The sequence below is a fragment of the Chitinophaga varians genome (genome assembly GCF_012641275.1).
GTDB classification, from domain to species: domain Bacteria; phylum Bacteroidota; class Bacteroidia; order Chitinophagales; family Chitinophagaceae; genus Chitinophaga; species Chitinophaga varians_A.
In genome coordinates, this window is sequence record NZ_JABAIA010000004.1 from 540,461 (window position 1) to 563,834 (window position 23,374).

Here is a 23,374-nt window from a genome sequence, read left to right on the forward strand (position 1 = left end):
GTGTTTGATATATCTTTGCGAAGGCCAGAAAATTAAAAGCCTTTTTATGACAGTCCATGACCTTATCAGTCTGATGGGAGCAAAAAGCACAGACCCCGCCATCAGCCAGTTGTTTGAAACCTACGGATTAGGCAAGCCACCTAAGACCGTGAATGCCAACCAGGGCAGCAAAGGTTTTAAAGACAAGCAGCAAAACCTTTCCTTTACCTTTAAGTTCGATATTACCAATGACCGCTTCTATCCGCCGGTGAGCCCTAAAAAAGATGACTACAATTTTGAAAGCCATCTGAGCTCAGTGGTATTGTACAGTGAAGACCGGAAGAAAACGCCGGACCCTAAACCGGCCGTCTTCTGGGAAGGGTTTATCCATCCCCTTGCCACTTACGAAGATTGTCTCGCTTTTTTTTCTCTGGAGAAAAACGGGAAGAATATTTTGAGAAAGCCCGTGAGCGATGTGGCAGAAGTAGTGTTGTGGCTGTCGCAGGACAAGTCCCGGATTACCGATATGGAACTGCGTTTGAAAGAAGACCGTGAAATCTTTTCCCGGTACGATTTTAACCAGACGAGTCAGCTGAACACGATCAAACAGGCTTACCCGTTGCTGGTGAAATGGTTGTTTGACAACCGTTACCTGGTATTACCGGAAGATGTCTACCGTGAGCCCCTGAGCGTAGATCATGCTGCGTTGGTGGATTTTACCGGGAGATATCTGAAAAACCACATCTGGGACACGCAGGTGGTTGATGATCCGGAGCTGGTCTCTTTTTTGTTTAAGATCGCACGCAGCAGTACGATCACGCTGCCCGGCGATAAGAAAATAAACATCTATATTAAAACCCTGTATATTAAAGTGGCCGGTAAAGCGGAGCAACGACAGGAGCTGTATGACAACGGCACGATGGATGACGTAGATGCGCTGGAACGGAGCCTCTGGCTGGATGAAACTCAGTGTAAGGTTTTCCTGCAAACACTCACGGATACTTTTGCACTTTTTAAGCAACGCGTCCCCGAAGAACTATTTTAAAGGAAAGGCTCCCGGCAGGGGCCTTTTTTAGTTTTCCAGGTCCAACAGTTCCAAAAAAGGGTCGCCATCTATGCCCAGCAGTTCGCAAAAAGCAGCTTCGGTATGGTATCCTTTTTCTTTTAAAGCCACCACCTGCTGCCGGAAGTTGTCTCCCTTCTGTTCGAGAATGACCGCTTCTATCAGCAGATGCCGGTAAGCCATCTGTTGCCGGGTAGGCGTGGCCTGGCCAAATATCTCTACTGGTTGTTCGTCTATCCTGAAATTAGCCACCACGGAAGCTACGTCCCTGATCAATATTTCCCGGGCTATAAATCCGGGACAATGCCCGAACAACTGTTTTACAGTTGACATAAACATCTCCTGATGATCAAAAGAGCAGATGATATCGATATCGCTGTCAGCGGTATGCACCAGTATGGGGATGCTGCCCACGAACGCAGGGGAGTAGGCGTGCAGTTGCGAAAGTAGCTGGTGGCGGGTCAGCAGATCATATACTTTACGGTGGATGGCAGGCCCGCGCTGAAGGTAACTGATATCGGTAAAATCATGCATATGCTGCAAAGATAATGGCATTGCACGGTTTGGAAGCTCATCCGCTGATAGGTCCGGCATTATTCCGTAAAATTGTACCTGAAAAAATAGTTGTCAATTTTTCGGTTGTCCGGCGGGCACCGTCATCCTACTTTTGTAGGGAAATCAATCAGACAGACCATGCAATTGAGCTTTGACAGGATGTACCAGGCTTCGCTGGAGAAAGACGTGGCTTTTGAAGGGGTGTTTTTCACAGCGGTAAAAACGACCGGCATTTTCTGCCGGCCTTCCTGCCGCGCCCGGAAACCGAAGCCGGAGAACATCGAATTCTTCTCCACCACCAAAGAATGTATCCTGAAAGGGTATCGCCCCTGTAAAGTATGTCATCCGCTGGAACAGCTGAACCAGACGCCGGACGATATCCGGCAGCTGCTGCAGGACCTTACAGACGACCCGGGACTAAAGATAAAAGACACCGACCTGCTACGCCGTGGGATAGAACCACATCAGGTACGGCGCTGGTTCCTGAAGAACCATGGCATCACTTTCCATGCCTACCAGCGTATGTTCCGCATCAATTCCGCCTTTAAGAAAATACAGCAGGGGGAGTCGGTCAGCGGCGCCGCCTTTGACGCCGGCTTCGAATCCCTGAGCGGCTTCGGGGACTCTTTCAAAAACATCTTCGGGGTGTCACCCAAAAAAAGCAGGCAACAGCGGATCATTGACCTGAAACGGCTGGAAACCCCGTTGGGCACTATGTACGCCTGTGCGGTGGAAGAAGGCGTATGCCTGCTCGAGTTCACCGACCGCAAGATGCTGGAAACAGAATTCCGGTATTTGTCGCGCGTGCTGAACGCCACCATCATACAAGGCGACAATCCCCACTTCGCTACGCTGGAAACCCAGCTGAAAGCCTATTTCAACGGGCAAAGGACAACGTTCTCCGTGCCGCTGTATATGCCCGGGTCTGCGTTCCAGCAGTCGGTATGGCAGGTGTTGCAGCAGGTGCCCTATGGCGCTACCCGTTCCTATAAAGACCAGGCGGTGGCCCTTGGGAAGCCGGATGCTGTCCGCGCGGTGGCCAATGCCAACGGCATGAATAAAATCTCTATCCTTGTTCCCTGTCACCGCATCATTGGTGCTGACGGCTCTCTGACCGGCTATGGTGGCGGCATCTGGCGCAAACAATGGCTGCTGGATTTTGAAAAGAACAACCTCCGCTAACAACATTTCCTTTTTTTATGATTGTAACTACTTCCACCGTCAACAGGTGGTATGCGCTGCTTATTGTCCTCACCGCGCCACTGTTGTACGTTATAGACATCTTTATCATTAACATCGCTATTCCGACTATTAAAAGCAGTCTGCATGCCACAGATGGTGAAGTACAGCTGGTCATTGCCGCTTACCTGCTGGGCAGCGCCTGTTTTCTGATCACCGGCGGCAGGGCAGGCGATTACCTCGGCAGGAAAAAAGTGTTTTTTCAGGGGATGGGATGGTTTACGCTTACTTCCTGCATCTGCGGACTATGTCAGACACCTTTGCAGCTGAATATCGCACGTTTCTTTCAGGGGGTTAGTTCCGCTTTTATGGTAACGCAGTCCATTGCGCTGATACAGGTGCTGTTCCCGGTGGCGGAAGAGCGGGCCAAAGCCATTGGCTGGTACGGTATCACGCTGAGCGTGGCCGCCATCATCGGGCAGATGCTGGGTGGTTATCTCGCGGAAACGCACGGTGCTGTTGAAGGCTGGCGGTTGATATTCTTCATCAACCTGCCGGTAGGCGCTGCGGCGATGTGGGCTATTTATCGTTATCTGCCGGAAACGGCTGCCACTACCGGCGTGAAGTTTGACTACTCCGGCGCAACGGTGCTTACACTGGCATTGGGTTGCCTGATATACGCCATCACAGAAGGGCGGGAGCAACACTGGCCGCTGTGGAGCTTTGGGCTGCTGGCGTTGTTCGTGGTACTGGCGGCGGTGTTTGTACGTATACAGCAGATAAAGCAGGGTGGCAATAAAGGTGCGCTCATTAATCTGGCGTTGTTCAGGCAGCCTGCGTTCAACATCGGACTGCTGGCTGTGCTCTTTCATTTTATGTTGCATACGGCCTACCTGCTGATGATGGCCGTTTACCTGCAGAGCGGCCTTGGCCTGTCGGCGCTGGCCTGTGGCGCCAGTTTCATCCCGCATGCCCTGTTGTTTATGTTGTCGTCTGTGGTGGCGTCCCGTTTGTTGGTGAAGCATGGCAAGAAGGTGTTACAGGCAGGGCTGCTGCTCATCTTTATTGCTTTTGGGGTGCAGTTGAGCGGTGTCAACGGGCCTGCAGGGACGGTGGCGCTGATAGCTTTATATGGGCTGGGCAACGGCATGGTATTGCCTTTCCTGCTGAACATCGTGCTGGACAAAGTACCGGTGGAAGATGCCGGCGCGGCCTCCGGTATTTTCTCCACTTTCCAGCAGACCGCTTCAGGGCTGGGGATCAGTATTATCGGAGGTGTATTTTTTGCAGTGCTGCAATCGGACATACACGCCAACGACTATACGGAGGCGCTGCGTTACGGACTGGGAGCGGCAATGGCCTGTTTGTTCGTGGTGGCGGCCACGTTATATTGTTTGCCGGATAAAACCGGTCCTGCATAGTGCAAGAAAAATTATTTTATTTGGCGATCCTGTCTTAAATTAGATAATCATCAAAACAACCAAAATAGCTGGACCTTTACTACCAACAGTGAATCATATTCCCGTGCAAACATTACCGGCGTGAACAATGGAATGGGCAATAGTTGCTGTTAACCTTTATTGGGTTTTACCATCAGCATATATCCTGACTGGCCGCTATGCGGGCCTTCGAGGTATTTTTTGTGCTGTAGAAAATCGTATAAGCAAAGCTGTTAGTCTGCAACCATCAAATCGCATCCAATGAAAAAAGCACACCTTATCTTTATGTTAATGGCTGCCATTGCCATTGTGTCCTGCGGTAAAGGCATGCAGGACGCGCTTCCCGCCAATGACTCATCCGCCGGCGGGAAGGCTTCCCTCGTTCCTCCCGCTTCCAGTTACGCGGTAGCGCTGGCCGGAAATGGTTTTGTGACCACGCTTCCTGCCGGTGGTGCAGAAGTGATCACCAACAATGGCCTGGGCAACTGGACCAACGCCAACAGCATCACCAGTACCTGGTTCCGGCTGGGGCAAACCGGTCAGCTCAATGTGGCTGTCCGCATGAAAGTGCCTTCCGGCAGCAGCGATATTAAAGTGACCGTCAATGGTACGGCCTTCACCAAAACGGTTACCGGTACCGCCTATACGGACTTCAGTATCGGCACGGTGAACATCACCGCTGCGGGCTACGTTAAAGTGGACCTGCAGGGTGTCAGCAAAACAGGCAGTTACTTCGGCGACGTGTCCCATATCGTTATCAGCGGCAGCGCCACCACCAGCAACGTGGTATACGCCAACGATTCCACGAACTACTACTGGTCCAGGCGTGGCCCCTCCGTACACCTCAACTACCCTGTTCCCTCCGGCATCAACGCTGAATGGTTCTACAATGAAGTCACCGTACCGGCAGGGGAAGACAAGATCGGATCTTATTTTATGAGTAATGGTTTTAACGGCGGCTATTTCGGTATACAGGTGAACAGCGCTACCGAAAGGAGGGTACTGTTTTCCATCTGGGACCCTACCACCGGCAAGACCACGCTGGTGCGGAAAGGCCCGGACGTGGTGGACAACGCTTTCGGGGGCGAAGGTACCGGCGGACAGAGCTACCTTGTATTCAACTGGCAGGCCGGCACCACGTATAAATTCCTGACACGTATTGTGCCCGATGGTGCAGGAGCTACTGATTTTTCTGCCTGGATATATACGCCGGAGACAGCGTCATGGCGCTTTATTGCCACCTGGAAACGGCCTAACACCACTACTTATCATGCAGGACTGTATTCTTTCCTGGAAAACTTCAATGACAAAAACGGCTATATGGGCCGGAGCGGACAATACAATAATCAATGGGTACGCTCCACTGCCGGCGTGTGGACAGAGATCACCAGCGCCAAATTCACCGCAGATGCCACTGCCACCAGTGATCAGCGCAGGGATTATGCCGGTGGCGTAGACAATAGTACCGGCCGGTTCTTCCTGAAAAATGGGGGCTTCTTCGCCAACTATGTAAACTACAATACTACTTTTACGCGCACCGCAACAGGGGTGGCGCCTACAGTGAACCTGAACACATTACCCTGATTGCAGCAGGGCTTTGCTTATCAAACGGGTGCTTCTGTGAAGCGCCCGTTTTTTATTGCGGCAGGTCCTTGCGCATACATACGCTGTTGTCTACGCCGATATACTGACCGTAATTTTCCGTGACGGCATAACCGGCTTTCTGATAGAGGGCAATCGCTTCGGGCTGCCGTTTGCCGGTTTCCAGTACGCAAGCCCGGGAGCCAAGTTCGCCGGCCCATTTTTCCAGTTCCTGCAATACCTCGCTGGCAAGGCCTTTGCCACGGTAGTCGGGATGCACGTACATGCGTTTCACTTCCATTTGGCCTTCAGAAAAGGGTTTGATAGCGCCGCAGGCCACGGGGCGCTGGTCGAGATAGCCTACCACTGCGTGTTTGATAAGATCGATTTTGTTGAACTGTGCATAAAAGGTATGGTCTCCTCCATCACGGATAGCAAGGTCCTGGTCCAGCAGCTTTACCAACGATACAAAATCGGGGTTGCCGGAATCGGTTCTGATGAGTTGTAGCATAGATAAAAGATATTGAGCAAGCCCTGAAGGTACGAATTCCGGTTGTTAACGTCACAGGATGAACGGGATCAGTTTACGGGTCTGCCGCTGGTACGCGGCATAGGCGCCGGGAAAAAGTTCATTCAGCAATATTTCTTCCTGCCCTATTTTCAGGTAGAGCGACAGGGCACAGATAATCGTTACAAAGATGGCGGCACCTCCGCCTACCACAAGACTGGTGCCTGCCAGTGCGGTAAGGAAGCCGGTATAGATGGGATGCCTCACCAGGCGGTAAGGCCCTTTGACGATAAGCTCATGGTTTCTTTTGGCGGCCACACCGCCACTCCAGTTGGTGCCCAGCAGCAGGCGTGACCAGACAGAAAGGCAAACGCCGGTCACACATAATAGTGCGCCAAGGCCCTGCAATAACGGTGAAGCGGGGAGGAGCCGGGTGCCTGTAAACAAAGGGTAGTATAAAGCTGAAAAGATAATCATATAGCCAATAGCGGCCATCCAGCGCTGGCGGGTGGTCCTGTGTTGAATGTTTTCTTTGGTGCGGTTTCGGAGCGTAAGCCAGCAGCAGCCAAACAGTATCCAGCTACAGAGGGTGATCCAGGTGAAGAGCGTCAGGTTTTCCTTGATCATAGGATGGGTTGTTTTGAAATTGAAGTTAAAGAGGATGAGGGAAAAGAAGGCTATTCATTTTATTCATTCCTGTAGGGGAACGGTTATTATCGTGGTAAGAAAATCAATGGCCGGCCAGTACGTTGACCGGCCATTGATGGCGGATTCCCGGAAAAATTATTTTTGTAACAGCACTGCGCTTTGGTATACTGTTCCGCTGCGCGAAATGATTTTAACATGATACCATCCGTTGGTACCTTCTATGCGGATGATATTGTTGTTCAGCCTGCTTCTCTTTATGGCCCTGCCTTGCAGGTCGTACAGGAAAAACATTGCCCCGCTAAGGTCTTCTTTTATATCGATTTTTACCTCGCCACTGGTAGGGTTGGGAAATAACCGCAGGGTGACCGGTTTCCCGTTCCGGGAGGCAGTCAATGCGTTTTGTTGCTGTGCACACGTATTCACCGTGATTTTCACCGGATGCCGCTGCGGATAGTCGCACTCAAATCCGGCAGTAACATAATACGTGGCAGTAGCGGCCGGACGTACCGTGTAATCCTTCCCGGTAAAGAGCAGATTGCCTCCGGAAGGGGCGTCGTACCAGCGGATGGCGGAATAGGCGGAACGTGGGTCTGCCGCATGCAGCGTGACACTGTCCCCCTGGCAAACAGCGGCGCTGTCCCTGTCAACGGTTACCGGGCCGGCAAAGCCGCCCTGCAGGAATACCTGGCGCACGGTATCTGAAATACAGCCATCGGCGATTGTCTGCACGTACAGCTCCACTTCCAGCTGTGAGTAAGCGATATGCGGAGGGGCCACTATCCGGTTGTCGTTGACGAGGTACCAGGTGGTATCTGCTACCGGTCCCAGGAAGCTGGAATACAGTGCCCGCACTTTATAGCCATTCCCTGGTTGATGGTTCTGTATGGATATTACCTGGGTATCACAGACGGCTTCCTGCGGAACGGAAAATACCGGGGCTGATATCCGTCGTACGATTACTTTTACCGGTTTGCGCTGCGGGTATTCACAGATGAAAGCGCCTGCGGCGTAGTAGGTCGTGGTGGTGTCAGGGAATACCAGGAAGTCGTTGCCGGCGCCGAGCCACTTGCCGCCAACAGGTGCGTCATACCAACGGACCACCATATCGGCAGACTGATTACTGAAGGCGTGTAAAAACACATAGGCTCCTTTGCAGATAGTGATGCTGTCGAAGCTCACGCTGGGCAGTCCTCCGCTGCCGCCGATATGATAAAGCTGTTTTACGCTGTCGGAGGTGCAGCCGGTGAAGGGGTTTACGGCTTGCACCGCTACATTGACGGTAGCGCCCATAAAGGCCACAATGCCGGGCACGGTGATGGTGTTAGTGTTTTTCACCGTCCAGGAAGTGTCTTTCATGAGCGTTCCACTAATGGAAGTATACTTTGCGTTCACGCGGTAGTCATTTCCCGGCTGGTGGTTTAACACTGGCAGTAGCTGTGTGCCGCATACCTGCCCCTGCGGCACTGTGTAAACAGGACGCGCCGGAGTGCCGTTGTGGTAGTAGGCGTAGTAGACCCGGAAATCGTCCAGTAAGCCCAGCAAGCTGCTGCTCAGCGTAATCCTGACCCGGTCGAACGTTTGTTTGGGATGCAGCAGTACCTGTGCCCGGGTATCGCCCTGTAACAGCCGCAGGCTGCTGCTGTCTACGACCACAGCGTCGTTATTGGCCGTATTGCCGTTGAACGTCTGTACGGTCACGGCCTTCAGCAGATTGGCCGACAGCAGGGTGCTGCCACTGCCGATGCTGATGACGAGGGAGTCGCAGCCGCTGGTGCTGGCCGTCGGAAATATCAGCGTTTGCTGTACAGTTACGCCCAGCAGCCCGGCAGTGATGGCAAAGCTGGAATAGTCATCGTGATTGGCATTGACGGCGTTGGCGGGGTTGAGAACGCCACACAGTATACAAAGTCCGGTCACACCGTTCGTTTGGGTGTTGGCGTAAGTTTGTGCCTGTGCCCGGACAGAGAGTATGCAGGCCATTACCCAGGCGAGGAGTAAAACTGGTTTGAGCGGGTAAAATTTGGTTTTCATGGGAAAGTGTTTAATGGTGAATTGTATGGGAAAAGGTGCTTACAGTAAAGGGCCACTGTGTTCAAAGCTAGGGTTAACAACTGTTTAAATATTGCAGGCGTGTTGCAGATGCTTTATATTTGAGAAGATAACAAGTTAAAATCTCAATGGTCCGGCTATTTAGTTTATTCGTTTTATACTTTTTTTGTACACTGCGTGGATACGGTCAGCAAACCGAAGCGGTTTTTGGAGATATGGATATGTTCACACTGGAAGGCATTAAGCCGCTAAAGCCTCCTTTCGTATATCCGTACGTGACTATAAAAACGCGTAATAATGAGAAAGACATTTCCTATCATACAGACAACAAAACTGTTAAAAGTTATCACTATAGAAAAACAGGTAACTATTGGATGACGGTATACAGTGAGACGGGTGATACCTCCCGGGAATATATATACGAATATATCATGCCGGATAAAATTGTCAGGCTGAACTATTGGAACCATGTTAAAACGAAAGTCAGCTATCTAAGGGAGATCGCTGTATTTAAAAAATGGGAGGAAGAAAATTTTCTGATGGGGAGGGGCCTTGCCATCAAACCTGATGTAACAATTGTGGACAGGATGAAAGCGCAGGCGTCGGGCTCGGTCATCCAGAAAATGCTGATGAAGAATGGCGTGTTAAGACTGGAGAGAACGATTTATAATGAAAAAGGAAAGGAGAATCACCGGAGCGTGACCTGCTATAAGATGGGTAACCGTTCTTATTTCGCCTGGCGGTACCTGTATACAGACAAACAGGAGATAAAGTGTGAATAATCTCAAAACATATCAACATGAAACGCGTAACAGGAATAGGGGGTATCTTTTTCAAGTGCAATGACCCCGAAAAAGTAAGACAATGGTATAAAACCCATCTTGGATTTGATACCAACGAATATGGTGCGAAGTTTGACTGGGCGCAAAAAGAAGGCTCCGCACAGGAAGGATACACCCTGTGGACCCCTTTCGCCGAAAAGACCAAATACTTTGAACCTTCGACCAAAGACTTTATGATCAACTACCGGGTGGAGGACCTGGAAGCGCTGGTCGTGGAACTGAAAAAAGAAGGGGTAACAGTGTTGGACAATATCGAAACCTACGACTACGGCAAGTTCGTTCATATCCTGGATGTAGAGGGCAATAAAATAGAGCTGTGGGAACCTGCTGATAAATAATATTCTCTTTTAAAAACGCTGGTATATGAAGACAAAAAAGATCTGGGCTAATTTCGGGGTACAGGATTTGCCTCGTACCACCGCATTCTACCAACAGCTGGGTTTTAAACACAACGGCGCGTCTGACCAACTGACGAGTTTTTTCTTTGGCGAAGACAGCTTTATCATTCATTTCTTTTTGAAGGACGCGCTCGGACCGGGAATGAAAGGCCCTATTACAGACACGAAAGAAGGCAATGAAATTATTTTTACGCTTTCGGCTGATAGTAAGGAAGAGGTGGATGCCTGGGCAAAAGAGGTACAGGAAGCGGGAGGGACCATCGTTTCCCGGCCGGAAGAATTTGGAAAGGGGTATTATGGTTTTGTGTTCGCGGATCCTGATGGACATCGGTTCAATGTATTTTATATGTAGTGTGGTCTTTATCTTCACTATGCAGGATATAAAGTATCTTTCAGGTTCTTTTTGGTTTTATAATTAATTGATATTTAATGTTTTACATATTTGTGTTGCAGGTTTTTTAGCCTTGCACGTATGTTTGCCAGCAAGGCTTTTTTGTATCTGTGCAGGTAGTATTACCTGATTGTACAGGAATTCCCTTATTTTTGACGCCTGACTAAAAGAATAAATGGAGAAGGAGCAATATTTTGACATTGAAGCACCGATCATTCCCGGCGTAAGTCTTGGTGGTATTCAGCAGGGGATGGAGGTAAAGGGACTGGAGAAGATGTTTCGGACAGACCAGTACTTTGCCCGTGATAAGAAGATCAGCCTCGTGACAACGCCTTCCTTGCGATATATAGAATACTGGTATATGGGTGGTATTATCCGTCTGAAAGTAGATATTTATGATGGAAGAATTGCCAATATCATTGCTACAAAAGGGTATCAGGGCACGGTTAACGGCGTGCTTCGTGTAGGCATGACAGTGCGTGAAGTGCTGCAGGTGGATGCAGGCTTTAGCTGTTATTCTCCTCCCGGCGGACTGATGAGCCCTAATTTCCTGGGCATCTGCCTTTATTTTACACCTAATTTCGATGCTGAAACCGACAGCCTGTCGGATTACATGGACCATAAGATCCTGGGCATCGGCCTGATCAATGAGTTTAATGCAGAAGGTGACGATGTATATGTGATGTTGTATGGGTTGAACCATCCCCGGTTCAACGGTTAGTTTTTCAGTTCCATATCATAGCGGTCCAATCCCGGTCCGTAAAAGTCAGGCGTGACTTTCGTCACTGCAAATCCCATTTTCGTGAAGAAAGGAGCGGAGTGCTGTGTCGTGTCCAGCAGGATGGTACATGCGGGGCAGTTTGTTTTAATGAGGTCTATCCTGTACAGTAACAGCTTTTGTCCCCATCCCTGCTTGTGGTATTGCCGGTGCAGCATTCCCCAGGTCATCACCGCCGTGGTTTTATCCGCGCGGACGTAGTAGCCGCCGCAGCCTATTACCTGTCCATTTACTTCAATAACGAAGTAGCATTCCTCCTTGTTGTCCGGATTGTATTGCGCCTGCGCGTCCAGCCATGCGTCGAAGTCTTTGAGCTCTTCCGGCGCGAAGAACTGCGGCATATTGCTGTGAAAGGCATCGAGGCAGGCGAGTTTGTCGGCAGCGGTGTATGGTCTGATGGTCATGTGCGTGAAGGTAGTGAATTATGCCGGGATATGCTCCGCTGCTACGTGGAGGAGGATGTCCTGGCATCTGGCGCCGAAAACGGCTTCTTCTTCCGGAGTATTGGCCGGCGTGTTGATGATATCATTAAATAGTTGTTGTAGTGTGCTGTCGATTTTACCGCGGCCGTACAGCCAGGATTTTTCCTGTTCGAAGCTGTCGTGCCAGTGTTTGGCGGCGTCTGATAGTTTTTTCTGCTTTAGGGCCTCTGCGGTGAATTCCAGGCGTATGATTTCCTGCCGGCCTTTGTCCAGGATGATTGATGAATATTCATTGCTGCCGTGAGTGATGCCATATTCATCCGGTTCGAGGAGTACTTTGCCTTGTTCTATGAAACGCGTGTATAAAGTTCGGTTGGGAGAGGTTTCGAAGACCAGCTTGTTTTTTTCTTCGCTGATGAGCAGGGTCCTTCTTTTTTCTGTGAAACAGACCATCCAGCGTAAGGAAATACCGTTATATTGTTTATCCTGAAAGAGGATGCCGACGTCTTTGAAATGCAAAAAATATGGACTTGAGAATGGTTTGACGTATCCGCAGTAGTAAAAAGGAACTACCTTTTCACGGGTATATAAATCAGGTTCGGTTTCAGCAATACGTAGTATCATAGAGTAGATATTTTGAAGTATGGACGAAAAATAACTATTAAGTTATGATCCCAAACTGTTGATATGGCCGCAGTAATAAAAACTTAACATTGGATGTGTCTCTTTTCTGTAAAGGGTTTTAAGGGATGGTGATCTGTCGCGTATTAGCAGTGCGATTATCTAAATTGTAAGATACGATTTTTGTTGAATGCTTTAAAACCACTTTTGAAATGTCCTCTATTCACGCTATTGAGTTTGTTATTGCCAACGCCCCTAATATCCGTGTTGTCCCGTCAAGTGTTATTCCAGAGGAATACAGGCAATACGTACATGATTTCGCCAGTCCATATTTTTTAAAGTCTTCCAAAGTTGATATTCTTTTGCACAGGTATGAAACATCGATGATCAATGTGATTTTCTTTGTTAAGGAAAAAACTATTGTTGAAACACAGGTGAAGCGTGCATTTCACGTGTGTTCATGTATGTTGCAGGGGACTGCCGAAGTATTTGTTAAGGATATCGGGAAGGTGATTTTTTATCAGGGACAGTTCAGTCTTTTGGAAGTGAAGCCGGATAAGTTGTTGTTGTATTTTGAACCAGGGACTTATGAGTGGCACGGGATCAATTTTTCCATAAAACAAATTAATGACCTGGCAGGGGTATCTCCCATGATGAATAAATGGATGGCTATCGCAGACGGGGTTAAGTCGATGGTTGTTAGTAAACATGCTGGCGTGATCCAGGAAGGCCTCGGAGGGCGGTTTAGAGAGTTGAAGAAAATGAATGTGCTAGACAAGCTAAAGTCCACCTGGACCCAGAATAAAATATTCGAGGTGCTGATTCTGATCGTTACCTATTTTGAAGGTGAGCAAAGTCCGGACACAGAGAATAACGATTTTATGCTGTTCGCCGGCATTAAGTCCTATATTGATCAAAATCTTGATATCCCTCATACTATTGGTGAATTGGCCCACATGTATAATATCAGTGAGTCCAGGATTAAGAAAGGTTTCTCCAGGTATTATCAAATACCGATCAGCAAGTATCTTGTTAAACAAAGAATGGAAACTGCAGAACGGCTAATCAGAGAGTCCGAGTTGAGCCTGAATAAGATAGCCTACATGCTGGGATATGGTTACCCGGCTAATTTTACAAGAGAGTACAAGAAATATCATGGCAAGCTTCCGGGTGCTACCCGTTAAGCTTCCAATGTTAACTTTTCCAAAATGACTAAAATGATAAGGTACCATTTCCAAAATGAATATTTTGTTATTTTTTTATTAAGGAACTTTATATCGTTAACGTTATCTCCGGAAAACATCAGAAAGCCCGACAAGAAGAACCTGACAACATTATCAAAATAACCGTTTGCATTTTTCGGAGAATAGTACCATTAAAGACATGATCCAATAATCAGGATGAAAATGCGGAGAACAAATACCTGAAAAGATCTCCTGATCTTTACAGGTTTGCTATGCCAATGGATGCATCAAGTAGTCCTTGATAAGCGATATTTAATAACTATGCCTGAATAAGACATGCCATATGTATGCATGGCAGTGGCCTTGTATTGCATAAAAGATTCAATATGATAAACGAATTGAAGGAAACACACAACCAGAATGTTGATCAGCAAAATGGTTTCCACCACCTGCTTGATGAAATGAAGATACCGTACCGGGAGGATAACGACAGGTTAAATATAGGAGAGGTTACAAGCGATGCTGGTTGGGTGTTGTTTTTATCTGCAACTAACGATCTGATTGTTGATCTTATATTAAAAGTGTGTCCTGTTATTTATAAGGCAGGAGTACCCTTCAGCGTTGTAAAGTGTATGGAAATGGCGACGCAACGGAACGATTTCTGGTACGGAGCCAATGAAGTGGGAAAGATCGTTTCGATTTTTTCAATAGATGAGAAAACCACCACACAAATGGTACATCTGTTAAGCCCGCTGACGAATATGTTTTGGGGGCCGGAAGTAAACAGGTCAATACGCCTTGGAGAGATTATTTATGTTGCCAGAATTAACTATGTGAAACAACAGGATGAAAATGGAAATGTGATTCGGATTGCCAAAACTGAGAATCCGGATTTTAAGAATATACCTTTTAAGGTTGATCGAAAATACCAGTATTGGAAGAGAAAACGATTGCTAAAGGGACGTTATGTTCCCCTCGTGATGATTAGTAGGTCGCCAAAAGGTGATTTGCTTAAAGCGGTTGACCTAAAAGGGTTAAGGTTCGGATGGTGCTTTATCAAAGAAGGGAAATATCATGTTTTTAATGATGGAAAAGGAAGGTATATAAAAGATCGATTACAATGGCAGGCAAAGGTGCTAAAAGAACTGCATGGAGAGGTGCCTGTGCCTGAGTTTATTGATTATTTTGAACGAGGAGAGGAAAGTTATCTGGTTATGGAATTTTTGGAAGGAGTAGACTTGCATCGAAGAATAGAAGCGATATATAAGAATTGTCTATGGGAGGATTTGCCTGCTGAATCAAAATCTTTGTTGTTCAACTATTTTCTGATGGTGTTGTTCATTATCGACAGACTTCATCAGCTGGGATATGTTCACAGAGATGCGACAGCGACCAATTTTATGGTTCTTGCATCTGGCGAAATATATGCTATAGACCTAGAGCTTGCATATAATTTACATACGAATGAACCCAACCCGCCATACACATTGGGGGTCTTTGGTTATGCTTCACCACAACAGTTAAAGGTGATGACGCCAACAATCAAAGAAGATGTCTATTCAATGGGGGCGTTATTGCTACACATTTTAACTGGCAAACATCCTTCTTGTTTTGTTAACAGGGAAAGCGTAGTGGATACTGAGGAAATAACCCAAAATGTTCATTCGGATATATTAAGAAACATTATACTGAGATGTCTGGACCTAGATCCGGATAAGCGGCCGGATATTGTGGAGGTAAGAGCTGCAGTAGAAATATTCATTAGCTAAAAAAAGGAATATGAAGAGACAATCGTTGTTAGAAGTTGCTGCATTAGCTTATATTTTGATGTTTTCCTATGCTGCAGCAAGCAAGTTGTTCGACGTGAAATTATTTACCAGACAATTGAGATTGCAACCTTTTAATCTTTCCTGGGTGCCTTTCATGGTATGGGCAATACCTACTGTAGAGCTATTGGTTGTATTGTTGCTAATACTTCCCAAATACAGATTGAAAGGTTTATATGCGGCTATTGGTTTGATGATTGTGTTCACTGCATACATATTGGTCGCTAAATCAGGAGTGTTTAAGTATATTCCGTGTAGTTGTGGCGGTGTTATCAGTAAGCTGACATGGACACAGCATTTGTGGTTTAACCTGATATTTTTGATAATTGGGTTGTTGCCTTTTATTATTCCCGCAAGTAGAAGATGGTTCAAGCTTAGTTAAGATACTTATGCGCATAGTACAGGAGTTAGCCGTCCTGTTTAGTTGAAACGGCTGAAATTTACATAATAACCTTTAAAAATCAGATTTATGAAAAAGATTCAAGTTGCTTTTGCTGCTCTTGCAGCCGTTGCAGGTATTGGTGGTGCCTATGCTGCAACTCATCAGGAAACTGAAAGAAGGTTTGCTCAGACTTACAACTGGTACACTCCATCTGGTAAACTGTTGACTGCCCATGCAACTATTGGTGCAGCACAAGTTGCTGGTGGTTGCGGTGCTCCTGCTCAGATAACCTGTCTACGTGGTACTCACGCCGGTTTGTCTAATTTTACTCTGTTCAAACCATTGTGATCATATGGTGTACAAGGAGACGGCTACTTGCTGTCTCCTTGTACATTTAGAATTACTGGACGTAAATGAGAAAGCCATGAAAAAGGTCAGTGTTATATGTGCGACTTTGGGAGCGTTGATCGGAGTGGGAGGGGCTTATGCTAACGGACATTCCGAGATTGAAAAGACAATTGGAGTTACCTACAATTGGTACCTTCCTTCCGGTGAGCTCGCCTTCATTGCCGTTGTTACAGTTGCAAAAGCGATCTGTCCTGCGGGAGTATTAAAAACCTGTCTGAGAGGTACGGCCACCGGAATGCAGTCCATTACATTATTTTGGGGACCCTAATATACAGGAGATCCTTGATTCTGAGGTGTAGGGGCTCCTGATAAGTTATCGAAAATTATACAATAACTGTTAAAGTTAGAAATTTGAAAAAGTTCAAGGCTGTAGTTACAGCTCTCGCTGCTATTGCCGGCATTGGAGGTGCCTATGCCGCAATGCACAAGGAAGGTGAATTCGGATTCCGACAGACTTACAACTGGTATGATCCGGACGGAAATTTATTAACTGCGCATGCAACCGTTGGTGTTGCAATGGAAATTAGTGATTGTCATGGCGCTACTAACATAACTTGCCTTCGCGGTACTCATACGGATTTGGCACACATAACACTATTTAAACATTATTGAAGTGATTGATCGTCCGAGAAAAAGTACTTTACAAAAGGAGAAGGGAAAAAACTCCTTTTGTAAAGGGTATGCGTGCAATCTGAAATAGTTATATGTCTTGTAGTACCACTACGTTGGTATTTCTTATCTCGAGATTGATGTCAAAACCGTATTTGTTCAGACATTGTTTAAGATCTTTAAGATCCTTTGAATTGGGAATAGTGATATCCACTTTTCCGTCGTAGTTGGTTTCGTTAATGACATTATAGGGTAATTTTTTGAAAAAATTGTTTTGGACTATGTAGTCTAACTTTATATTCTTAATTACGATGCTATCATTCACAATACTGTTGGACGGCTGGGCGTCTTCCTTTGCCCTAAAGACGCTTTCTGTTCCCTTTAATCTGGAGAGAACTAGGTAGGAGCTTTTTTCTTGTTGTATTGTACTTTTCATCTGGAAAAAGTAATCCAGCTCTTTTTGCATCATTTTTTTTATTTTGCTTTCAGTGGTATCTTTAAGAAAGATTTCATAGCAGAATATATTCTTAAATGTTTTCTCGTTTGTAGCATATTTTAGAGAATCTTTCGGTGTCATAACAATCTTCAATAATCCATAGCTGGGGACGGCGCTGTAGGCAATTTGATATAATTTTACTATGCTAGTATTTTGGCATACTATCCTTCTGGATCCCTCTTCTTTTTGGATCTTATGAATGGTCAGGCCCGGGACTTTGGGGTCTGCCGATCCTATCCATGAATAGTATAATTTCCGTTTTCCTGAACAGTATTTTTCGTCTGTGATAAATAAGGGTTGCCCTCCCAAAGCTCTTTCTTCATCCAGCATATCCTGTTTTTCAGGAAGATTTAACGGCTCGCCCCGTAGGAACCGATCAATATTATCAGGAGTAACCCACTGATGACTGGTGATTGCCTGAACGATTCCCTTTTTGTCGATCCAGACTTCGTGCGGTTCTGAGTAATGGGGGAATAACTTAAATAAGTCGGTTTTGCTGATGGCAGAGTGTACAATGGGTGCGTCGATGTTTTTGAATAGATTTTTCTTGCCCATAAAATTCCGTATTTCTTCTTCCTTATTCTTGCTGGCAAGTAGGATGTTAAATTGATTGTGGTAGGCCTTTTGAAGAGAGTCTAATTTGGGAATAAATTCATAACAGGGCGCGCAACCAATAAACCAGAAGTCGATTATAAGAGGCTTGTCGTTGAAGGCGGTAAGTAGTTCTGCATTAGGGGACTGTCTATTCAATATGGTTGTTAGTTTAATGTTAGGACATTTTTCACCTACATTGATTCTTTGAGCACTGGCGAAAAAATGTAACAGCAACGTGCCTGCTATAATGATGGGTAGTGATCGAAGCGATTTCATTTTTGAAGTTTGACAAGTTTAAAATGTCAATAAACGAGTTCGTTAGTTGTATCCGTTATTTTGAGTCAGATTTTTATTGAGTAGTATTTCTTGTGCTGGGATCGGAAGTAAGGTGTCAGTCTCCTTCCAGTTTAATTTTAGCGGTTTCAGGACGATTCCAGAAAGATGAAATCGTTTCAAGTCGAACCACCTGTTGCCCCACTCTGTTATTAGTTCAATTTGCCTTTCAGCCAGAACATAGGAGAGCGCTTGATTTACGGTTGCATTTTTGGGATAGTCAGGTAGTATACTGTTATTGTTTCCTCTTGCTCTACTTCTGAGTACATTCAGATCGCTTATGCCGCCTTCAATATTGCCTTGTCTGATCCGTGCTTCGGCACGAATCAGGTATTGTTCGGCCAGGCGAAACATCATATAGTGTTCTGTCGTTATGGTGCTGAGTATATTGGCTTTGTATTTAAAGGGGAAGTAGTAGGTTTTTGTGCCAATGATTTTGCTTCCAATCCAGGCTTTTTTTCTTGGGTCACTCGTATCTAAAGTATTCATTAAGCTTTCGCTAATAACATAGGTCGGGATAGTTCCTGAATTAGTGGGTAGAAAAGTGGCGCCTTCACGCGTGTTAGCTCCTACGGAAGTGGGAGATAGTTGCCATATAGCTTCTGTGCTCCCGGCAAGAAATACTTTGGAAAGATCTGGTGTCAGTGTATATGTAGCGGAGTTAATAACACTATTGGCTTGATCTTCGGCCAATTTCCAATTGCCAATGTAGAGGTATATCCTTGATAGCAGTGCATTTGCTGTGAAACGATTGGGTCTGAGTCGTCCATCGGAAGGATACGTTGTTCGTAGTAGTTTTTGAGCATCGTCTAAATCCGATAGCATTAGTTTGTAGACTTCCTGAGAGGGGGATCTCCCCTGTGATCCTGAAAGATTATAGTCGGATGTTGTGATAAGAGGAACATCTCCATATAGTTGAGTCAGGTAGAAATACCAAAATCCTCTCATGAATTTACTTTCTCCTAAAAGTTGATCTTTAAGATTAGCAGATATTCCTGTGCTACCGGTTATTCCTTCTATACAAGAATTGGCTTGATATATGGCTTGGTATGCTAAATACCAAATGGAAAGCCGATTAGTGGAGTTGGTAGAGGAAATCGCGTTTGAATTGAACTCGTTGAGATCTATCGACGTTCCCGTATACCTTAATTCATCTGAAGCGAGCCCGGTGTAGATAGTTATTCCCCCATTAGCGGGGCTCAAGCCTGTAGCGAGAATTTGAGAATACAATCCCCGCACCGCTGAAGTGGCATTGGCATCATCCTTAAAAGCTTCTGCAGTAGTTATTTTGTTGGAAGGACTTCCGACGTCAACAAATTTTTTGCATGACGTGAACAAGAGTATAGTGGTAACGCAGAAAAGTATTGTGTTAGCTGTGTATTCCTTAGTATATTGGATGGCGATGCCGACAAAGGTGCATCGCGCAGATGTAGAAAATTGTTTTTTCATAAATAAGTTAGCTTTATTCTATGAAGATTTTTTCGTCGTTTTATAATATGATTGATAAACCACCTGCGATTGTTTTTAAAGGTGGGATTCCATAAAGGCTTTGCGTCTCAGGATCGCCTAAGAAGTTTGTTATTGTGACGAGGTTTTGTCCTTGGACGAATACTTTACCACTTTTTAGTCCAATTGTTTTAAGGTATTTTTCTGGTATGTCATAACTGACAGAGATATTTTTCAGCCTGATAAAAGATGCATCGCTATACATTCCGCTAGATCTGGTGAATAGGCCGCCTTGTTTTGATGCGTCGCTGCTGGTGATGGCGGTGAACTTTTCATAGGTGGCGGTACTGCCGGGCTGTTGCCACCTGTCAAGTACAGCGGTTGGCTGATTGTACATAAGACCTGGATAGCTTCTGTTGGTATAAATAGAGTATTGGGTGTTTCTTCCTAGCTGCTTTCTAAAACTAAATAGGAAATTTAGCTGGATGCCTTTATAGTTGACGTCACTCCCTACAGAGCCAAAAAAGTCAGGATCGGTTTTCCCCACATATTGGAAGTCGAGTGGATTAATTATATTGTCATGGTTTAAATCTTCGAATGTATAGATACCGGATTTGGGATCAACACCGGTATACCTGTATTGTTTTATCATATTGACGGATTTTCCAATCTCATAGGTGCTGACGTAGGGAGAACTGCTCAGCCCCGGGAAGCTGACAAGAATATTTGAAGGTAATGTCAGATTAGACAGGATATTCCATCTAAGCACCTTTGTATTGATTACCTTTAAAACAAGTTCAAATTCCCAACCCTTATTGACAATAACAGCAGGGAGGTTTTGAGTGATGTTTAAAAAGCCTGTTTGAGCAGGAAGGGAGTAGCTTACTAGTTGGTTACTACATTTGTTTCGATAGTATGCTACAGTGAAAAGTGCTTTATCATGCAAGAAACCTAAATCAAGGGCAATTTCACTTTTTTGGTTTTTTTCCCAATTGAACGCCGGATTAAACAGATTGTCAGGTCGGATGCTGGTTCCTGCCTGATAAGCACCTATTGGGGTCCAGGTAGGAAGATATTTATAATCTCCAATTTGGTCGTTTCCTGTGATGCCGTAGCTGCCTCTTAGTTTTCCAAAACTCAGGAAACCGGAAAGGGGAGAGAAAAAGACCTCATTGGTAAAGATCCAAGCTATACCAGCTGCGCCAAAATTAGAGAATCGTTTTCCAGTTCCAAATCGTGAAGAACCATCCCGTCTGCCTGTTAGGTTTAATATATATTTATTATTGTATGTGTAGTTAATGCGAGCAAACAACGCCTCATAACGGTATTTGATATCTTCAGAGGATCTGTTTCCTGTGAGCGGGGCTGCATCCACTGATGAAAGTAGATTATCGTTGGTATAACCCGTTAAAGAAAAGGAAGTATTATCTCTCTTATTTTCCTGCCAGGTACCTCCGGCTAGCAGATCTATTTTTCCATGCAGCAAAGGTCTTGTATACTCCAGTTGAGGTTCGATGATCCAACTGCTAACATTGGTGTTTGAGAATGCAGATGAGCCGGTTGGAGTAGTAGCCGGATCATAGGACGCCATCGGGAATAGTTGGGTTTCTTTAAGATGCAATAAGTTAAATCCTGTGCTTACCCTGAACGACAAACCATCAATTATTTTATATTCGAGTGTCAGATTGTTAATAAGGTTGCTAGTTTGAACTTTGTACTTTCTTAGAAAGTCTCCTAATGGGTTGACAAATGATGCGCCACCTTTTGCCCAGCTGAGTCCCCCGGATGAATCATAGAGCTCAGGTATGTTTGGTGGCAGTAGTACATTTAAGGCGTTTCCGGCAATTAATTTGTTGTTATCAAAATTAGTCAGGGAGGTAAAAGATATGTTTAGTTTCCCACTCGGATTAGTATGATGTAAATATAACTTTATAGAGGAGCTGTTATCTGATGCATCGGTTGGCAATACAGAGGTTTCCCGATGAAGATTGCCACTAATTGAAAACTGGGTTTGCTGACTTCCTCCTGAAACAGATATGCCTGCATTCAGTGTCCTCGCAGTTCCACCGTAAAGCAATTTTTGAATGTTGGTGTATCGTGTGGTGTCCCAAATGGTAAGATCCGGAGCGAAAAATGGAGAGGTGGCAGAAGAACTTGGCGTTATACCATCGTTTTTGAACGCTTCCCGGCGCATCGAAAGGTATTGCCGTGTGTCCATCATTTGCAGTCCTCTGGTTGTTGTGCTGGCTCCTGTATTTATGTTTGCGGTAACAGTAGTCTTACCAGATTTTGCTTTTTTGGTGGTGATGAGAACTACCCCGTTGGCTCCTCTGCTTCCATAAATGGCGGTGGCGTCCGCATCTTTTAACACCTCTATACTCTCAATATCACTTGGGTTAATCATACTAAAGGGACTAAGGCCCGCATCGCCCTGGCTGAGTATTGATGTCAGATAGTTGACATTATTGTTGTTAGGGGCAAAAGGTATCCCGTCAATAATATACAATGGTTCTGATCCATTAATGAGAGAGTTTTGTCCACGTACCTGTACCTTTACAGAAGCTCCGGGAGCACCGCTGCTTTGCGTAATGAGAACTCCAGGTACCCTGCCTTCCAGGGCCACCAAAGGATTAGACACTGGCTGCCTGCTTATTTCCTCTGTGGTAACCTTACTGATGGAGCCAGTGTTTAACCTACGTGAAGTAGTGCCATAGGCCATTACGACAGTTTCATCCAGTCGATTGTTGGCCACATCAAGCTTAACCTGAATTGGAGCATTGCCGGAGGCGGTCACCTGACGTGGGGTAAAGCCGGTATAGCTAATCTGTAGAATTGCCCCTACAGGAACGTTTCTCAGCGAGAACTTGCCTTTCTCATTGCTAACCGTGCCTTTTTGTGTGGATTTGACGATGATGAATGCACCCTGCAACGGTGCTCCGTTTGGATCCCTGATTTCTCCCGTTATTACATTGCCGGCAGAATCGGCAGGCACAGCGCTGATAGGAGATGTGAGTTTTTCAGGTTTTAATATTACCGTTTTCATCCTGTACTCCCAGGCAATGCCTTTAGGAGAAAGTAATTCTTTTAACACATCTTCCAACGATACTTTTTTTACGTATATACTTACCCGATAGTTGTCTTTTACCTGGTTGGTGTTATACATAAATACCAGTCCTGTCTGCTTTTCAATTCCCTTGAAAATAAGCGACAGGGGGGCTTCTTTGAAATAGAGCGTTACCTTCTGGTCTCCCTGGCTCCAGGCCAATACGGGAAGAGAGGTTGTCAGCGTGCCTCCTAAAAGTAGCAGCGGCAGCAATCTTCGAAATCTTCTTGCATGAAGGAGTAGCATATGGATCATGACAATGTGTTGATAGGTTTGGATAAAATTTGTTGTATAAATTCAGGTACCTCTATAATAAAGACAACATTTATTTTATCACGGCCTAAGAACCGCAAAGGTTTTTCATATTAACTTAATGTTATGTGGGTTACAGAAAGTTAACATGCAGAATTTTATTAATTCGGATTTGACCACTTTATTTGCATATGGAAATTTCATAACAACCGATTAACAAATTTCTTTTCATCTGTTCTGCCGTAAACTCCATCTAAGCCTTATTTTCATGTAACAATAACAATCATA

General features: G+C 45.7%; 22 protein-coding genes. 13 read left to right on the forward strand and 9 right to left on the reverse strand.

The features are described from left to right. The first annotated feature begins 46 nt into the window (after positions 1–46). Entirely contained in the window at positions 47–1,024 is a 978-nt protein-coding gene (locus HGH92_RS31540) for a hypothetical protein (RefSeq protein WP_168874833.1), read from the forward strand. A gap of 27 nt (positions 1,025–1,051) precedes the next feature. Here the strand turns inward: HGH92_RS31540 and HGH92_RS31545 are convergent, their stop codons facing one another. Then, the gene (locus tag HGH92_RS31545; RefSeq protein WP_168874834.1) at positions 1,052–1,576 is read right to left on the reverse strand and encodes a DUF4269 domain-containing protein; all 525 of its coding nucleotides are present in this window, start codon (positions 1,574–1,576) and stop codon (positions 1,052–1,054) included. A 159-nt stretch (positions 1,577–1,735) separates the two neighbouring features. Between HGH92_RS31545 and HGH92_RS31550 the strand changes: the two genes are divergently transcribed. The 3 genes from HGH92_RS31550 to HGH92_RS31560 all read left to right on the forward strand — a co-directional run bounded on the left by HGH92_RS31550 (position 1,736) and on the right by HGH92_RS31560 (position 5,799). Beyond that, complete coding sequence (locus HGH92_RS31550; RefSeq protein WP_168874835.1) at positions 1,736–2,779, forward strand: bifunctional transcriptional activator/DNA repair enzyme AdaA; 1,044 nt, start codon at positions 1,736–1,738, stop codon at positions 2,777–2,779. Positions 2,780–2,796: 17 nt separating this feature from the next. Further along, the gene (locus tag HGH92_RS31555) at positions 2,797–4,197 is read left to right on the forward strand and encodes an MFS transporter (protein WP_168874836.1); all 1,401 of its coding nucleotides are present in this window, start codon (positions 2,797–2,799) and stop codon (positions 4,195–4,197) included. A gap of 279 nt (positions 4,198–4,476) precedes the next feature. Further along, positions 4,477–5,799, forward strand: a complete 1,323-nt coding sequence (locus HGH92_RS31560) for a DUF3472 domain-containing protein (protein WP_211092802.1) — start codon at positions 4,477–4,479, stop codon at positions 5,797–5,799. Between the two features lie 52 nt (positions 5,800–5,851). Here the strand turns inward: HGH92_RS31560 and HGH92_RS31565 are convergent, their stop codons facing one another. The 3 genes from HGH92_RS31565 to HGH92_RS31575 form a co-directional block, all read right to left on the reverse strand. Beyond that, a complete protein-coding gene (locus HGH92_RS31565; protein ID WP_168874837.1) occupies positions 5,852–6,307 on the reverse strand; it encodes a GNAT family N-acetyltransferase in 456 nt (151 codons plus the stop codon). Positions 6,308–6,358: 51 nt separating this feature from the next. Next, the gene (locus HGH92_RS31570) at positions 6,359–6,931 is read right to left on the reverse strand and encodes a methyltransferase family protein (RefSeq protein ID WP_168874838.1); all 573 of its coding nucleotides are present in this window, start codon (positions 6,929–6,931) and stop codon (positions 6,359–6,361) included. Between the two features lie 156 nt (positions 6,932–7,087). Then, on the reverse strand, positions 7,088–8,983 hold the full coding sequence (locus HGH92_RS31575; protein WP_168874839.1) for a T9SS type A sorting domain-containing protein: 1,896 nt from the start codon (positions 8,981–8,983) through the stop codon (positions 7,088–7,090). A 233-nt stretch (positions 8,984–9,216) separates the two neighbouring features. On the opposite strand from HGH92_RS31575, the gene HGH92_RS31580 reads away from it, so the two are divergent. From HGH92_RS31580 to HGH92_RS31595, 4 genes are all read left to right on the forward strand, one after another. Continuing rightward, positions 9,217–9,783 carry a hypothetical protein gene (locus HGH92_RS31580; RefSeq protein WP_168874840.1) on the forward strand — a complete coding sequence of 189 codons (567 nt, stop codon included), beginning with the start codon at positions 9,217–9,219 and terminating at the stop codon, positions 9,781–9,783. Positions 9,784–9,800: 17 nt separating this feature from the next. After that, positions 9,801–10,181, forward strand: a complete 381-nt coding sequence (locus HGH92_RS31585; RefSeq protein WP_168874841.1) for a VOC family protein — start codon at positions 9,801–9,803, stop codon at positions 10,179–10,181. A 25-nt stretch (positions 10,182–10,206) separates the two neighbouring features. Next, positions 10,207–10,593, forward strand: a complete 387-nt coding sequence (locus HGH92_RS31590; protein ID WP_168874842.1) for a VOC family protein — start codon at positions 10,207–10,209, stop codon at positions 10,591–10,593. A gap of 214 nt (positions 10,594–10,807) precedes the next feature. Beyond that, complete coding sequence (locus HGH92_RS31595; RefSeq protein ID WP_168874843.1) at positions 10,808–11,353, forward strand: hypothetical protein; 546 nt, start codon at positions 10,808–10,810, stop codon at positions 11,351–11,353. On the opposite strand, the gene HGH92_RS31600 is transcribed toward HGH92_RS31595, so the two are convergent. Both HGH92_RS31600 and HGH92_RS31605 read right to left on the reverse strand, forming a co-directional pair. After that, positions 11,350–11,814 (reverse strand): GNAT family N-acetyltransferase, encoded by a 465-nt coding sequence (locus HGH92_RS31600; protein ID WP_168874844.1) that lies wholly within the window; start codon positions 11,812–11,814, stop codon positions 11,350–11,352. The genes HGH92_RS31595 and HGH92_RS31600 overlap by 4 nt on opposite strands. A gap of 18 nt (positions 11,815–11,832) precedes the next feature. After that, positions 11,833–12,351 carry a hypothetical protein gene (locus tag HGH92_RS31605; protein WP_168874845.1) on the reverse strand — a complete coding sequence of 173 codons (519 nt, stop codon included), beginning with the start codon at positions 12,349–12,351 and terminating at the stop codon, positions 11,833–11,835. A gap of 314 nt (positions 12,352–12,665) precedes the next feature. Here HGH92_RS31605 and HGH92_RS31610 point away from each other — a divergent pair, with 314 nt between their 5' ends. The 5 genes from HGH92_RS31610 to HGH92_RS31630 all read left to right on the forward strand — a co-directional run bounded on the left by HGH92_RS31610 (position 12,666) and on the right by HGH92_RS31630 (position 16,865). Next, a complete protein-coding gene (locus tag HGH92_RS31610) occupies positions 12,666–13,637 on the forward strand; it encodes a helix-turn-helix transcriptional regulator (protein ID WP_168874846.1) in 972 nt (323 codons plus the stop codon). A gap of 386 nt (positions 13,638–14,023) precedes the next feature. After that, positions 14,024–15,406, forward strand: coding sequence for a serine/threonine protein kinase (locus HGH92_RS31615; protein ID WP_168874847.1), 1,383 nt, complete (start codon positions 14,024–14,026; stop codon positions 15,404–15,406). A 10-nt stretch (positions 15,407–15,416) separates the two neighbouring features. Then, positions 15,417–15,845 (forward strand): MauE/DoxX family redox-associated membrane protein, encoded by a 429-nt coding sequence (locus tag HGH92_RS31620; RefSeq protein WP_168874848.1) that lies wholly within the window; start codon positions 15,417–15,419, stop codon positions 15,843–15,845. Positions 15,846–15,932: 87 nt separating this feature from the next. Continuing rightward, on the forward strand, positions 15,933–16,193 hold the full coding sequence (locus HGH92_RS31625; protein WP_168874849.1) for a hypothetical protein: 261 nt from the start codon (positions 15,933–15,935) through the stop codon (positions 16,191–16,193). A 411-nt stretch (positions 16,194–16,604) separates the two neighbouring features. Further along, positions 16,605–16,865, forward strand: a complete 261-nt coding sequence (locus tag HGH92_RS31630; protein WP_168874850.1) for a hypothetical protein — start codon at positions 16,605–16,607, stop codon at positions 16,863–16,865. 88 nt (positions 16,866–16,953) lie between these two features. Here HGH92_RS31630 and HGH92_RS31635 read toward each other — a convergent pair whose 3' ends face one another. The 3 genes from HGH92_RS31635 to HGH92_RS31645 are packed head-to-tail and all read right to left on the reverse strand — an operon-like array spanning position 16,954 to position 23,089. Beyond that, on the reverse strand, positions 16,954–18,228 hold the full coding sequence (locus HGH92_RS31635; protein WP_168874851.1) for a TlpA family protein disulfide reductase: 1,275 nt from the start codon (positions 18,226–18,228) through the stop codon (positions 16,954–16,956). Positions 18,229–18,270: 42 nt separating this feature from the next. Then, positions 18,271–19,734, reverse strand: a complete 1,464-nt coding sequence (locus tag HGH92_RS31640) for a RagB/SusD family nutrient uptake outer membrane protein (protein WP_168874852.1) — start codon at positions 19,732–19,734, stop codon at positions 18,271–18,273. Between the two features lie 40 nt (positions 19,735–19,774). After that, positions 19,775–23,089 (reverse strand): SusC/RagA family TonB-linked outer membrane protein, encoded by a 3,315-nt coding sequence (locus HGH92_RS31645; protein WP_168874853.1) that lies wholly within the window; start codon positions 23,087–23,089, stop codon positions 19,775–19,777. Between the last annotated feature and the right edge of the window lie 285 nt (positions 23,090–23,374).